At 53.1% G+C, this 15,488-nt stretch carries 7 protein-coding genes; 3 read left to right on the top strand and 4 right to left on the bottom strand.

The window, feature by feature from the left end:
- Window position 1: 1 nt before the first annotated feature.
- The 3 genes from CRO74_RS04630 to CRO74_RS04640 all read left to right on the top strand — a co-directional run bounded on the left by CRO74_RS04630 (window position 2) and on the right by CRO74_RS04640 (window position 6,932).
- Window positions 2-3,415: a SusC/RagA family TonB-linked outer membrane protein gene (locus CRO74_RS04630; protein ID WP_097124830.1), complete on the top strand. Its 3,414-nt coding sequence runs from the start codon at window positions 2-4 to the stop codon at window positions 3,413-3,415.
- A gap of 20 nt (window positions 3,416-3,435) precedes the next feature.
- Window positions 3,436-5,055, top strand: a complete 1,620-nt coding sequence (locus CRO74_RS04635) for a RagB/SusD family nutrient uptake outer membrane protein (protein WP_097124831.1) — start codon at window positions 3,436-3,438, stop codon at window positions 5,053-5,055.
- Window positions 5,056-5,162: 107 nt separating this feature from the next.
- Complete coding sequence (locus CRO74_RS04640; RefSeq protein WP_097124832.1) at window positions 5,163-6,932, top strand: hypothetical protein; 1,770 nt, start codon at window positions 5,163-5,165, stop codon at window positions 6,930-6,932.
- Window positions 6,933-6,949: 17 nt separating this feature from the next.
- On the opposite strand, the gene CRO74_RS04645 is transcribed toward CRO74_RS04640, so the two are convergent.
- From CRO74_RS04645 to CRO74_RS04660, 4 genes are all read right to left on the bottom strand, one after another.
- Window positions 6,950-7,927 (bottom strand): SGNH/GDSL hydrolase family protein, encoded by a 978-nt coding sequence (locus CRO74_RS04645; protein ID WP_245877759.1) that lies wholly within the window; start codon window positions 7,925-7,927, stop codon window positions 6,950-6,952.
- A 153-nt stretch (window positions 7,928-8,080) separates the two neighbouring features.
- Window positions 8,081-9,784, bottom strand: coding sequence for an amidohydrolase family protein (locus CRO74_RS04650; RefSeq protein ID WP_097124833.1), 1,704 nt, complete (start codon window positions 9,782-9,784; stop codon window positions 8,081-8,083).
- Window positions 9,785-9,821: 37 nt separating this feature from the next.
- A complete protein-coding gene (locus tag CRO74_RS04655; RefSeq protein ID WP_097124834.1) occupies window positions 9,822-12,623 on the bottom strand; it encodes a S8 family serine peptidase in 2,802 nt (933 codons plus the stop codon).
- 216 nt (window positions 12,624-12,839) lie between these two features.
- Window positions 12,840-15,482, bottom strand: coding sequence for a glycosyl hydrolase (locus CRO74_RS04660; RefSeq protein ID WP_097124835.1), 2,643 nt, complete (start codon window positions 15,480-15,482; stop codon window positions 12,840-12,842).
- Window positions 15,483-15,488: the final 6 nt, after the last annotated feature.

The raw sequence follows: 15,488 nt of genomic DNA on the forward strand, positions 1-15,488 counted from the left end.
AATGCCTCTTCTACGTCTACCTAAAATAAGTCTTGTCCTGCTTGGTTTGCTATGTCAGCAGCTAGCCACGGCACAGGCTGTCGTTTTTGCCCGTCAACAGCGGAAAGTCAACCGCTTAACGCAGACACCCCCCGCCGAGAGCCAGAAGCTCAAGGAGGTGCTCACCGACCTGAGTCGGCAGTATCAGGTCAGTATTTTGTTCGAAGAAGCTACCGTGAAAGGTATTTCTGTTCCGGCCGATGTGCGAATTGGTACCGGAAAACTCGAAAAACAATTTCAGGCGCTGCTGCAGCCGTACGGACTGACGGCCCAGAAAATGGGGAAGCAGGCTTATTACATCATCAAAACCCCGGCTAAAGAAAACGCTACGTCGGTTAGAATGATCCAGTCCGAAAATGGCCTGGTGCCCGCTACGGAGAATAGCGTGTCGTCGCTGCAGCCACTGGCGCTGTCATTGACCGAAAAAGCAACGGTCGATATTCGGGTGAGCGGCCGCGTGACCGGCGAGAAAGGCGAAGGGCTGCCGGGTGTCAATGTCGTGATCAAAGGTGCCATCCGGGGAACCAACACCGACGCCGACGGACGCTTTCAATTGAACGTCCCCGATGCCAACACGACCCTGGTGTTCAGCTTCGTGGGCTATACCACGCAGGAAGCCCTGGTAGGCAACCGCACAAGCCTGGACATTCAGCTACAGCCCGACAACAAATCCCTGAATGAAGTGGTGGTGGTTGGGTACGGTACGCAGTCGCGCAAAAACCTGACCAGCGCGGTGAGCACCATTAAGCCCGACGAACTGAACCGGGGAGCCATCAGCGATGTCGGGCAGTTGTTGCAGGGTAAAGTACCGGGCCTGAACATATCGGCCAATGGTGACCCAAACGCCCCAGCCGCCGTTATTCTGCGCGGAGCCTCTACGATTAATAGCTCGCAGGGGCCGTTTTATGTGATTGATGGCGTGCCCGGTGCGGATATTTCCATTATTGCGCCCGACGATATTGCGTCGATTGACGTATTGAAAGATGCCGCTGCCACGGCTATTTACGGCAACCGGGCGGCAAACGGCGTTATCATGGTGACGACGAAGCGGGGTAAAAAAGGCCAGATGCAGATCACCTACAGTGGCTATGCCGGTATCGAAAAAGTGTCGAGCAAACTCAACATGATGGACGCTACCCAGCTACGGGCGTTTCTGACCGCCAACGGGCAATCGTTCTCACCCAGAGACGACTTCAATGCCAATACCGATTGGCAGGCCGCCGTTCAGCGCAACACCGCCGTTTCGCACAACCACAATATCTCCATCAGCGGAGGTACCGAACACAGTACCTACAGTGCCAGTATCAACTACCTCGACAAGCAGGGAATTTTGCAGAGCAGTTCGCTGAACCGGGTTATTGCCCGTCTGGCCGTTGAGCAAATGGCGTTTAATGACAAACTGAAATTTGGGCTGAACGTTACAAACTCCAACAGCAACGCCAACAACACGCCCCTCCGAAACAACGTCCTGAACCAGATGGTGAATCACCTGCCGGTTTCGCCAGTTACCAACCCGGACGGTACCTACTTCGAGAATTTCCAGAATACGGGCTACTTCAACCCGGTGGCGATGATCAACTACGCCAAAGACAATACGAAGTACAACAACCTGGTTGGTTCCCTGTTTGCACAGGTGAAGCTGCCGTTTGGCCTTTCGTATGACCTCAACCTGTCGTACCAGAGCAATACGTCGCTACACGGGGAGTCGTACGCCAGTTATTACACCCAGTATAACAGCGCCAACTTCTATAACTACCCCGATCCGCCACTCGTACACAGTCTGCTCAATTTTGGTACCAACGGGTCGGCACTGCGGAACACCTACCAGACGACCCGCAAGGTGCTGGAAACCTTCTTTACCTGGAACAAGGAGTTTGGCGATCACTCCGTTAACGCGGTTTTGGGTTATTCGTGGCAGGGTAATGTCTCGGGCGATGGTTTCCAGACCTCGACAACCAACTTTCCCGTCGACAACATCGGCTATAACAACTTTGCGCTGAGTAACCCCTACGCCGTTTCGTCGTACCGGATCAACTTCGGCCCCGATGGCATCTACCAGGAAACCCGTCTGATCTCTGATTTCGCCCGGTTGAACTACAACTACAAAAACAAATACCTGGTGCAGGGCTCGATCCGGCGCGACGGTAGCTCGGTATTTGGGGATAACCACCAATGGGGCTATTTCCCGGCAGCGGGTGTCGCCTGGCGCATTGACCAGGAGTCGTTTATGCAAAACCAGAACCTGTTCAATGACCTGAAATTTCGGGCCAGCTATGGGGTAACGGGTAACTCGTCGGGCTTCAATGCCTACACGGCGCAGTTTATTTCGGGTAGTCTGGGTACCTATTATTACAACGGTATTCAAACAGCCGCCTATGGGCCAACACAAGCTGCCAACCCCGATTTGCGCTGGGAAAAAACGGCAACCGCAAACATCGGTCTCGATTTCACGGTGCTGAAAGGGAAGTTAAGCGGTACCGTTGAAGTGTATAACAAAGAAACCACCGGCATGATTTATGCCTACCGGGTCAATCCGGTGCTGGTGCCGGCCGGTAGCATTATCGCCAACGGGGGCAGCATGAGCAACAAAGGCATTGAAGTTAGCCTGAACGCGACACCAGTGCAAACGGGTAAATTCAGCTGGACAACCGGCCTGAATCTGGCGCACAACAGTAACCGGATTAATAGCTTGACAAACCCACTCTTCGTGGGAGGTGACTCCGTCAGGACCACGCAGCCCGAAGGGGCCGGGCAAACGGGCAGCACCCTGCAAATCCTGAAAGCAGGCAGGCCGCTGGGCCAGTTCTTTTCGCTTGAATATGCGGGTAAAAACGATAAAGGCGTATCGCAGTACGTGAGCCGTAGCGGTGCCCTTACTACCACGCCCGTCATTGGAACGGACTACAAATACCTGGGTAGCCCACAACCCAAACTACTGGCTGGCTGGACAAACACGCTGCGGTACGGCAACGTCGATCTGAACGTCTTTTTTCGGGGCGTGTTCGGCAACAAAATTTTCAACGCCACCCGCGCCGATCTGTTCCGGCCAAGTACGGCCCAGTTTACCAATATTCTGGTCGATGCCGCCGATGAAAAAGCAACTGACGTGAACTCGTTCAAGTACTCAAGCCGCTACATTGAAGATGGCAGCTACGTTCGGCTCGACAACGCCACGCTGGGCTACACCATCAAAACCCTGGGCCAGTACATCCGCAATGTGCGCATTTACACGTCGGTCAACAATGCGTTTGTGATCACCAAATACACCGGAATTGATCCGGAAATCAATCAGGGCGGATTGGCTCCGGGTATCGAAGCCTACAATTTTTATCCTAAAACCCGTACATTCCTTTTGGGTGTGAACGTGTCATTTTAACTTATTAGTCAGGAAAACCAATGAAAAAGCATCTCTCCTTCGGCACGTTACTGGTACTGTTGATGTACCTTGTTTCGGCCTGTCACGATGTTAACGTACCTATTACGACCTCATTAACCCCCGATATTTTTCCGCAGAATACCTCGCAGTTCATTCAGGCATCGGGACCGCCTTATGCGGCTTTGCGCGGTAACTTCTCGCTCGATTACTGGTTCATGCAATCGTTGAGCAGTGATGAGGCTATCCTGCCCGCCAGGGGGGGTAACTGGTATGACAACCAGGGCTACCGGATGCTCCATTACCACGACTGGACCAAAGATCATGGTACGACAAACAGCACCTGGAACTGGCTGTCGCTGGTAATTGGTACCACCAACCAGGCCATGTCGATTCTGAACTCGACCATACCGGCATCGACGCCCGGGAAAGCAATGAATCTGGCCGAACTGCGGATGGTCCGCGCCCTGTCGTATTTTATGATGATGGACTTGTACGGTAACGTACCCATCGACACGACCTATGGCGATTTTGCCCCACGCCCGAATACCCCAAGAGCGCAGGTATTCTCATTCATTGAACGGGAAGTAAAGGCTGCCATGCCGAATCTGAGCCGGGCATCGGGTCAGGCGATGTATGGCCGGGCCAACAAATTCACGGGTTTTGCCCTGCTGGCCAAAATGTACCTGAACTCGGAGTATTATACCGGTACCCAGCGGTATAACGAGGCCATTGTCGCCTGCGATAGCGTGATCAATTCGGGCCTGTATGCCATCGAACCCCGGTCAACGTACCTGCAAATGTTCTATCCGAACAATGGCCCACAGATGAAGGAATTCATCTTCGCTATTCCCTACGACCCGGCAGCGGGTGCCTTGCCGGGTACGAACAGCAACATGTACCACGCCCGGTACGACGTACCCCGCTCGCATACCAAGCGATTTAGCCTGCCATTTACGCCGAGTGCGCCAAGAAGTACGCTGCCCGAGTTTTACGTGAATTTCAAAGATCCGAACGACATCCGAAACAACCAGTGGCTTACGGGTCCCCAGTTTCTTGCCGATGGAGTTACACCCCTGACGGTGACGACTACGAAAAAAGGCTACGACCAGTTCTATACGGGCTCTGATGGGGCTGCACCCTACACGTATCAGGTGAATCTGACGCCTGAGGTTACGCTCCGGCAGGATGTGGCCACCTACGATTGCGGAAACGATGAAATTGCCTGGAATATGGGCTATCGAAATGTTAAGTTCTTCCCCGATGCTTCGTCGACGTCGCGTAATCAGAACAACGACGTACCCCTTTTCCGGTACTCCGATATTATCCTGATGAAAGCGGAGTCCATTCTTCGCGGAGGGTCGCCTACGCAGGGACAAACGGCCCTTTCGCTGGTGAACCAGTTGCGCGCCAACAGGACTACATCGCCCGCTTTAGCCAACGTGACGCTGGAAGATATTTATGGCGAACGATGCCGTGAGTTTGTCTGGGAAACCTGGCACCGGAACGACATGATTCGATTTGGCAAGTATGAAGGCAAATGGGGCTTCAAGACGGATGCCAACGTCAATAGGCGGATATTTCCCATTCCAACGGGTGCCTTTACTGTCAACCCATCCCTGGTACAGAATCCGGGATATTAATGTAGTATTAGCTAATGTAACACCGACCGTCCCGGTCGGGCGAGCCTGACTAACTAACTACTGGTCAAGCCCGCCCGACCGGGACGGTCGGTGTTACAAACTCAATCATGAAAGATATTACAAGACAAACTTTCCTTCACCAACTGACCGGCTTGAGTGCCGCCGTTGCTGTATATCCGCTCATCGCCTGGAAAACCGACGAACAGGCCGACGATGGCTTTTATCAGAAAGTGATTCAGGCGAATACCAAAGAAGTCGATAAATTGCGTCAAACCTTTGCAACGGATATTGCCGATATACGGCGTCGGCTGGGGTTTGATCTGGCGAACCTGTCGGCCGCTTTTTGCGAACCGGGCTCGCCGTATTACCGGAAAGCAGAGTTGATTCCAGTCATGGAAAAAATTATTCGCTTTCTGGTTACGAAACAGCAAGCGGACGGAACCCTCGACTTCGGCAATCTGGCTTCTCCGCCCGACACGGCCTTTATTCTGGAGCCGCTCTGTACGACGGCTACCATCCTGAAAACGGCCGATCTACCTTCGCTGACAGATGTAAAGACGCTGTTAAAACAATTTATTCTGAAAGCGGGAGAAGCCCTTCGAACCGGTGGCGTCCATACACCAAACCATCGCTGGGTCATATCGGCGGCTCTGGCTAAGATAAACGCTTTGTTTCCCAATCCGGGCTACGTCAGGCGGATTGATGAATGGCTTTCCGAAGGGATTTTTATTGATAAAGAGGGCCATTACCTCGAACGGAGCATGATTTATTCGGAAGTGATCGACCGTTGCCTGATTACGATGGCGCACCTGCTCAAACGCCCGAAGCTGCTCGAACCGGTTCGCCGGAATCTGCAAATGACCTACTTTTACCTGGAACCCAACGGCGATCTGGTCACGAACGACTCGCGACGGCAGGACCAGTTCATGACCGTCAATTGCCTGCCCTATTACCACGATTACCGTTTTATGGCCATTCAGGATGCCAATCCGGAGTTTGCGGCTATTGCCCGGTATATCGAAACGGTAAAAGGCTTTGACGAGCGCATCAATAATGACCTGCTGGCTTACTTTCTGGAAACGCCCCTCTATAAACAACCCTTGCCAACACCGAAGGCACCACCGGTGAACTTCGAAAAGTTCTTCCGGGAAACGAACCTCGTCCGAATCAGACGGAACGACACGACGACGACTCTTTTCGGGGGCGTCGATTTTCCGTTTATCGTGGCGTCGGGTCGGTCGACAAGCCCCAATTTCTTTGCGTTTCGGAAAGGGGAGGCTATTCTAAACTACATGCGGCTGTCTACCAGCTTCTTCAGTACCGGTTATTTTCACAGTCAGGGCATTACCTACGCGCAGGGCGAATATGTGTTGCATCAGAAAATTGACGCCCCCTATTACCAGCCACTGCCAGACAAATACAAACTCGCATCGGGCAATTATGCGCACACCCCCAGCACCGATGGGCGTTTCTGGAACAAGATGGATTTTGGGCACCGGCCCCAGAGCAACATCAAAACCATCGAAACCCGCATTGGTGTCCGCGAGAAGGACGGCGCAAACGAACTGCGGTTTTCGGTCAAAGGGGCGGCTGGCGTACAGGTTACGATTGAACTATGCTTCAACGTGGGCGGCCAGGTGAGCGGGCTGAAAAAAATAGACGGTACTGCCGATAGCTATTTCCTAAATGGCGAGTCGGGCCGGTATACTTTCGGCAAAGACACCATTCAATTTGGGCCGGGGTTATTTAAACACACAAAAATAACCGGCCTCGAAGGCGAAGTATACTCTTCCCATTTCGGTAGCCTGAAAACCGACGGCATTCATGTGTACCTGACCGCCGTCACGCCGTTTGAGCATACGTTTCGAATTGGCTAAAGTATTTGAACACAGAGTCAAGGCAGCAATTTCCTGATCTGGGCGTCCAGTTCGGCAGCGTTTGTTTGAGCTTCAGCAAGCGGCAGGCCCACGTTCATGCCGGGGCGTTTGTGTCCGGTGGCCGTTAACCACGCATCTTTCATCAGGCTTTGCCGAGCCGCTACCAGCTTTATTACCTGAGCGGCATTCGGAATCGACTCTACCGATGCCGCAAGATCCGGGGCGCTGGCTACGGCTTTGTCGCCCATGCCCAGCAGGATACTTTTAGCCATGATCCAATGGCCGACTTCGCCCGGATGCACCCCATCGGTAGCCAGCGCGAACCCATTTATGCCAAAAGCCGCGTCGACTTTCCGGTGGGCTTCCAGATACGTTTTCATTGGATAATGCAGGTCGATGACTGACCATTTGGCAACTGTTTTCTGCTCCAATAGCCAATCCGAATAGCGGTCGAGGACGGCCGCGTAGCCTTTGCTGTTGCCGCGCTGCTCGTCGTAAATGGGCGGTGTCAGGTGAACGATGGGCACACCAAGTTTGACGACTTCGGCATGAAGCCAGTTCATGCCATCTTTAAATTTTTGAAACCTGGTCTCATCCAGCGGCAGGTAAATACCATCGTTCATGCCGTAACAGGCAAAAACGAAATCCGGTTTGGTGAGTTTCAGCACCCGTTCCAGGCGCTCGTGCAGGTCGGGGCGGGGGAATTTACCGTCGGCATGACCGTCTTCCGATAAGCCCGAAACGGTTTCGCTGGGAAGGCCAACGTTGATAAATTCAATGGATTGGTTGGGATATTGCAGCCGGTAATAAGCCTCGATATTCGTGACGTAGGTACCCGCATACGTAATGCTGTTGCCCAGAAATAACACCCGATGCACATTGGCCGGGAAAAGCGTTTGAGCGTGGCAAATCTGGTTTAGTTGCAGGACACCTAAAAGACAGATAATCAGAAACGGTACAACGGGCTTTGTCCCGTAAGCTGTTCGTATTTTCATGAAATGGGTTTTTCCAATAGAGGGATTTGTTTCCTGATTTTTACCCATTCTCTATGAAAATTGCTGGCTCATCGACTAGTCGTGAGCCAGCAAGGACTGGGGGACGAAGACCGCAAAGAGAAATTGAAGGTTCGCTTTTCTGTAGCGATAGCGTTATTGAAAGTTAGTTAGCCAGCGTTTCATAAATTGTTCGCCGTTGGTGTACAGTATATCCCGAACAAGACCTTTTAAATAGGCTGGCTCTACTTCGCCATTTGGTTGGCGGTCAAGTAAAGGCCCGCCACCATTTTCTTTGCGATAAGCCCGTTCGGCAACGGGTAACCACCGAATCAGATTCTCTTCCAGCACCGACAGTTGGCTCACATCCCGGCAGTTAATGACCGGATTGATCAGGCCATCGTAATCACTGCCAATACAGATTTGTTTCCAGGGTTTTTGATCTGTGCGAATAAGTCCTACAGACACCACGTGGAGTATATTGAAGCACAGTGCCAGTGGATGGCGTTCTTCGCGTGTTGGCTTAAGCTGCGACTCAACGGCGGGGGGAACCAACTGACGGGCACGTTCCGGGAAAAAGAAACGGAACTCCTCGGCCGACATAAACTCATCTTTATCGCCTTTGCTCAGGAGGTCCTGCCAGCCTAAAATCCGAACATCCAGGCTTATGCCAATCAGCCCGTTACTGACCAGCACGGCTTCAATGTCTTCGTCCATTAAGTTAATGGACCAGGCATTATACGTGAATTCTTTGTTGATAAAGCCCCAGAAACCCGCCGTCTTACGGTCGACGTTGATGGTCACCACGGGTTCGCCAGATGATAATCGCATGGTACTGGCTTCGTTGAGAGCTTCTTTCCAGGCATTGACCGAATAGCCCGTTACCCCAATGTGGCTGGCAATCAGAGGTAAGTTATATTTTTTCTCTTTCCGGTAAGCGTATAGATCGAGCCGCGATTTAAGGCTCATGTGTTTGATGTCGATCAACACGGGTGCCGGGGTTTTCGTACCATTTAGGGTCACTTCCAGCGTATAAGCCGCATCAATGACCTGTCGGCCTTTCAGCGTAATACCGTTGCCCATGGGGTAACTGCTTACATCCTTGATCATCTTCATGCCATAGGCATGGGTTGCCAGCAACTGTTCATCAATGTGCGAGAGGTGCGTAAGCACGAGATAACATAAATCCAGTTCCTGTTCCCAGAGTGCCTGTTGTACTTGTTGCAGACTTTTAGCCGGATTGCTGGTAAAAGCCGTGGTGAAATCTTTGGATAGTGAATCTTCAGCGCCCGGCGGGACCGTCAACGACGTATCCTGCTTTCCTGGCTGACCAATTAACGTGCGGCACAGGCCATGCCCACCTTCAAGACCGAGCGCTAAATGGGGTATCGGTGCAGGGCTGTTCAATACCTGTGGGGCCTGCCGGGTAAGCATGTGTATCTTTCCGGCTTCGTGCAGTCGTTTATAAATATTTACCTCCCGAATAAACAGCTGATAGTACGATACGTTACCGTCGCGGACATTGTTCATGTACGTCAGGTCCAGCGGTTTTGTCAGGCCGGAGTTGAGGATTTTACCAAACATACCTCCATCGGCCTTATTGGTGAACAGCCGTTCGATGGGGGCAATAGCGGCAACACCCACCGTTAATTTCCCCTCGTTTAGCTGGTCGATGCAGGATTGACTCCCCAGTATGTGCAGCAACTCCTCGTCGAGCAGCTTCACAAGGGGGCTGGTCAGGTCAAACTGGCCCGTCAGCTCATCCAGCGATCGGGTGGAGGGGTAGCTTTCCTCGTATTTACAGATAAATTTTTTAAAGACCGGGTGGAGGTGAAAATCGAAAAAGACAGGGCTGGCCATAGTCGCAGTTGCTCAGGGAAAGGTGGATAAAAGGGTACTACTGATTAAAATAATAGCGGAGAAGCGCGTCAGAATCCGTCATAGTCGAGCTACTCTCCCGGCCACCCGAGGACGAAGAACTGGAAAAAGCAGCAAGCGCCTGTTGTCCACGTTGCGTAAGGGGCACTGATCCCAATGTGCTTTCGGTAGCACCCGGCGACACCTTTTTGCTGAATACATTCCAGATGAAATGAACGGCTTCGGCAATACCAACGCTATGCGGGTTGGCGTCTTTCTGGTTTTTGTAAGCGTGCGTCAGCGTATTCTTTGGGGGCAATTTAATGTTTAGCAATTCGGTGATGTCGATAATCCCTTTTCCGTATCCTTGCGGCCACCCCGTAGGCTTGCGCGCTGATGCCTTTAGTGTTTCCCGGAATGCTTCGACAACCTGCCAGGGCAAATAATCACTTAACTCCTCAGAGTGTCGGGCTTTCCACAGCATGGCTGCGGAGGCTACCTGAGGGGTGGCATAACTGGTTCCACTGCCGTACACCATAATTTCCTGACCTTTCTTATCCAGAAACGGTACGTACACATCTTCTCCCGGCGCGGCAATGTCGACGGTTGGCCCGTGGCTACTGCCCGACCAGGGCTTATCCTCAGGGTTGGTAGCGGCTACGGCAATCGTTCCCGGATATAAAGCCGGTGCTACAACCAGCCCCACTTCATTACCGGCAGCGCATACCCAGATAACCCCCTTTTCGTAGGCCTCTCTGGCAATGGCTTCGAGCATGGGCCGTGGGTAGCTGCCCATGCACATAAACAACACATCAGCCCCGCTTCGAATGGCATAATTGACGCCGTCAACCACCTGCTTGCCCCGCCCGATCAGAATAACCGACTGCGCGATTCGATACGGAATCAGTCGGGTTAAGCACTTCCCCTGTTCAACCAGCAAACCGTTATTTCCATCCAGTTTGCTGGTTGCATCGGCCAGCGAGCCGCCCACCACAAGACTGGCCGTTCGGGTGCCGTGGTAAGGAAACTTGATGCCAACGCTAGCCCGCTCATCCTGAGCGTCGTTATCGTCGTCAATAAAGTCGAAATCAAGATCGGTGTTGTAGCCATCTGCCACTTTGGAATGATCTGAATAGCCGGTATCCAATTGGATCAACCGCATCTGGGCCAGCCGTTCGCGCAATTGCCTGAACTCGTCTTCGGTCAGATCAGGTACCCCTTGGTTTAGGTTCGTCCAGTTAATCGCCGACCAATGCCACCAGCGTTGTCGACCGGCACCGTTGCTTAGTGCTGCCTGTACCTGAATGGATTTGCCCCAATTTTCCAGGAACTTCTCCTCGTTGGGTTCTGCGGTGCCATTATTGATAACAAACTCAGATTCTGTAATGCGTATAGTTGCCTCGGTTGCTGCGCTGTTCCGACCAATGTCGGTCAGGCTCTGCAGATCGGGCCGACAAGCTTCAACATGTGGCAGGCCTTCAATAGTGGCCGCTAGTGCCCACGGATTTTCGCTGGATCTTACCGTCACGTACACCATACGTCGGGCAACTGGCTCCTGCGACATTGGAAACAAAGCCGTTTGGTCGATCAGGCCGGGCACCAGTTCGTTAGCCCGTTTAGCCCAGTCAGCTTGCAGGCTGGATTGATCTGTGAGCAGGACTTCAAAATAAAGTAGCTTACCGGATGTCGATGCGGGTAGCGGTGCGGCCGAAACGGCGGAGGTTGTCGGGCTGGCTTCAGCACGAGGGGCGTTGCCGGATACTAATGTTGGGGGAGACATACTAATAATAGAAGGGCTATTGACAACAAGTGGGGGCGTTTGAGCCTCGACAATTTTTGCCCGATAGGGCTGCATGGCCTCAGGTATGGCTAATTTGTTGAAGGCTTCAACGATGCAGCTTACCCGTACGCCTTCATTGCCGATCCAGTCAATGGCATCGTCGGTGTCACCCGGCTGACGGGGTCTACCGTCCTTTCGAAGCCAGTTCCCGTTGGCGTCTTTCCTGGGCACTGCACTATGGTGCAACGCAACGGCATCGGCCGTACCCAGCCCAAGTACCAGACTCCCTGATGAGCCGGGTTGCGTATCGGCTTCGTAAATCAGAAAGTTGTCAGTAAAGGTGATCAGCCGGATATCTTTCAGAACAACTTTTTTATAATCTCCTTTGGGGTGCTGAATAACAACGCAATTCTCGCCTTCAATGATTTTGCCCAGCGATGCGTCCAGCCTGATAAACCCAAACTGACTGAGGCTCCCCCCATCGGTGCTGGTTGGTTCAACGGCCACCAGGGTAAAATCCCGACCACTAAAGGGCACGTCGGCCTGTTCAGTGTAAGGCGATGTCAGGAAAAACAAGTCGGGCCGCAAGCGGAACGAAACGGGTGTTAGCACCTGCCCATTGTCGCCGAGTTCGTAGTTAAACTGAGCGATGGCGCGACTGGCCGTACCGGCATTCGGGAAGACATGGTTGTTGGTGATCAGTACATTAGGGGCGATCAGGCAACCGGTTCCATAGCCGGTAATGCCGGAGGGACCTTGCAAAATGATTCGGCAGACACTGGTCGATGCCCGCACAATCTTTCGCAGGATAGCCATGTCCTGAAAATCAGGAATACCGTTGATTCGCTCCAGTGCCTGTTCAAATTGCCCGCCTTCGCGCGCTGCCCGTTTGAACAGGCGGGATTTGTCATCCGTAATGTCGGTTAGAGAGCGTATACCGGAGCGATTTTCGGTGATTCGCCGGGTTATTTTATCTATTTCATCTGCATGAGCGGCATAATTAGTCGCAGCCTTGTCGGCTAGATAAAGCGTTGTGGGGTCCAGGGGAAGAGACGGTGTCATGACGTGGAAAGATGAGTCGTAAAAGCGCGTCTAATTTCAGCAAACCAGTTGATAGTAAAGCCCGTAAAAACACCCCTTTTAGGGTACGTACTTTCGTGAAATTGCTTACCCGATTAACGAGCGGAAACGGTAGTGTTAAACGATAATACGATCTGGTGTACGCTCTATAGTGCGTATGCCAGATCGTATTATCGTTTAACCGGAAATCTCTGATGATTATCTCGCCGATGTCGGGGTCAGTGTTACGGGACCTAGTAAACCGGAAGGTACAGCGTCCCAGCGTGTGGCGTCAAAAGGCTTGTACCGAATATCGACAATGTTTATGTCGTAGAACTTCTTCCAGCCGGGGTTTTGCCGGTCGTAAAGCCGCATGTAGTTGGCTGACAAATTAGTCACGTCGATTTCGAGTTTGTTGTCTCCGGCTTTTAGTCGGTTGGCGGGTATCGTTAGCCGAAACGGAATGCACCAGGCTGTTCCCAGGGGCTGTCCGTTTAGTCGCACGTCGGCTACTTCCCGAACATCGCCGAGGTCGAGGAGGTAAGCTGAGGCCACAGCGCCAGCGGGTATGTTGACGGTTGTGCTGTAACGGGCGGTGCCGGAGAAATAACCCGCCGACTCAGACAGCGTCGTCCAGTCGGCGAGGGTTGGTAACGTAGCCGACAGCTTGAAGGCGGCTTGCCCCTGTTCCGGATTTGGTCTGACAAACTGAATACGCCACGGATTTTTCAGCGCAATGCTTGCTCCAGAAGGACGGGTAACCCGTTTTTGGGCGGCTGTATTGATAAATACCGGCGTTCCCGAACTCACATTGAGAAAGCACGATTGCCCCGGCTCAAGCGACAGATAAACCTCTACTTTACCGTCTTTCCCTTTCCGGGCTGGTAATGCCGAGGTCGAATTGGTCAGCGGGTCATAGCGGTTTACCCGGCCCGTTGCCGAGAGCGTAACCCAGCCCTGATGAAAGCGATTATTCAGATTCGTGATAAAATACTGGGTGGTATCTGCCGAAAGACCGGATTGCTTTAGGCCCATACCCTGGCGTTTGCGGATGAATGACAAGCCCTGAGCCGCCCAGGTTTCCTCACGAATGCCAAGTTTGTTCAGGGTTTGAAATAAATTGGTACTGACCGTCACGACCGGGCGTTTTCGAAGGGTTTGGCCGAGCTGCTGCACGGTTGCTGTTTGGGCCGTATGGTCGTGAAAACCAGCCGCCTGCTGGGGTAGCTGTCCATCAAAAATAATCCGCGCACCCTGCTGAGCCAGTTTGTCCAATAGCCCAAGGGTAGTGGCAGGAATGTAGGTGGTTTTCGGTACCACAATGACCTGATAGGTGGCTCCGCTGATCGTCCGAATGCCCTGTTTGGTCACGGTCAGGCTCTTGAGCAGTTCGTCGGAGATGTAATCGAATGCATAGCCGCGCTCTGCCAACTGCTCGCACAAACGCCCGAACGGCTGGGGTAGCAGCCATCGCTCCACATGGTGAACTTCCAGTTGATGAATCCCACCCGCCGATTTGGCTCGGGTTGTCCAGAGATCATGAATCGGAAAATACACCAGTACGTCGTTGTCGGGTTTGCTGCGCTGCAACCGCGCCTGACAGCGTTCGATGTACTGGTTGAGCAACGGCAGATGCGGCCAGAAATGCGAGTTGGGACCGTAGTTCGTGGAGGCATAAAACGACCAGCCCGGCCAGTTTTCGGCGGGGGGCGAGTAGGGGATGCCGTGGTAAAAAATGTGGTTGATCCCCGACACCAGCAACTCATCGACCTGCGGTTTTATCTGGGACAGCGACACCTGAAAGTGATTTGCCAGCCAGGTTCCGGTTTCGGAACTGACCAGCGGCTTGCCCATCAGGTGAGCCGCCGACGAAGCAAATTTCATGGCCAGCGGGTTGGGCGTTCCAAAGCGGTCTACTTCGTAGTTGGCATCCACGCGCAGGCCCGGAATCGGAAACCGGCTGGAACCGAAAGACTCTGTTTCGGGAATATCGGTGGCTGAGTAGAGGTCGATCAGGTTGCCCGGCGAGCCATGCGCCTGGTTGCGGGTTCGGTAGCCCGCCTTGTGCGCCCAGTTGTCCCAGGGTTTTGCAAAGCCGTCGAGCAGCAGTTCAGACAACGTTTGGTGATAGTCCTGATGAACGAGAATGCTGGTTTCGGTCTGATTTGTATCCAGAAAAGCAGTTAGCTGGCTGTTGAGGTCATAGCCCCGCCGGGCTTTAAATTCCGTCAGGAAAGTATCCGTCCAGTTGGCGCCGTATACCTCGTAGGAGTCGTTATAAACGGCGCGGGGCTGCTGGGGCGAATGCGCCAGGGTTGAATCGAACCGAAGCAGGTACTGCTCCACGGCCTGTTTGCTGAAATAATCAATAACGGAACCCTGAGCACCCGGAGCCGGGCGTTTGACCTGTTGCTTGGTTGGAACGGCCGTCAGTTTGCCGTCTATGAGTTTCCATTCTTTAGCCGCTATGGCCGTCGAGACGCCCGGCCCGCCAAAGGGCCAGCCGGTGCCCGTCGTCAGGTCGACGCCAAGCCCGAGTCGCCTGCCTTCCCGAACGGTGTGCCCGAAAACAGCCAGCCATTTATCCGACAGGTACGGAACAAATTCAGTTTCGTAGCCTTTAACGCCATAAATCGGGATGATGTGAACGCCACCGAGTCCGGCTTTGGCAAACTGTTCGAGCTGGTGGGTAATGTCTGACGCATTGACGGCATTTCCCATCCACCACCAGTAGGTCCAGGGACGGGCGGTGTTACCTTTGGCCTGCTGTATCGTTTTTGCCGGTACCGGCTGGCCACTGACGGGGCCGGGAAGACACAGCCAGAAAATGAGTAGTAAGCTCGCCCATTGTGTATGTTTCATCGGATA

Origin of the sequence: Spirosoma fluviale, from assembly GCF_900230225.1 — a bacterium.
GTDB lineage: Bacteria > Bacteroidota > Bacteroidia > Cytophagales > Spirosomataceae > Spirosoma > Spirosoma fluviale.

Coding starts and splice junctions, on each gene's coding strand:
- CRO74_RS04630 (WP_097124830.1), top strand. CDS start 2: ATGCCTCTTCTACGTCTACCTAAAATAAGTCTTGTCCTGCTTGGTTTG.
- CRO74_RS04635 (WP_097124831.1), top strand. CDS start 3,436: ATGAAAAAGCATCTCTCCTTCGGCACGTTACTGGTACTGTTGATGTAC.
- CRO74_RS04640 (WP_097124832.1), top strand. CDS start 5,163: ATGAAAGATATTACAAGACAAACTTTCCTTCACCAACTGACCGGCTTG.
- CRO74_RS04645 (WP_245877759.1), bottom strand. CDS start 7,927: ATGAAAATACGAACAGCTTACGGGACAAAGCCCGTTGTACCGTTTCTG.
- CRO74_RS04650 (WP_097124833.1), bottom strand. CDS start 9,784: ATGGCCAGCCCTGTCTTTTTCGATTTTCACCTCCACCCGGTCTTTAAA.
- CRO74_RS04655 (WP_097124834.1), bottom strand. CDS start 12,623: ATGACACCGTCTCTTCCCCTGGACCCCACAACGCTTTATCTAGCCGAC.
- CRO74_RS04660 (WP_097124835.1), bottom strand. CDS start 15,482: ATGAAACATACACAATGGGCGAGCTTACTACTCATTTTCTGGCTGTGT.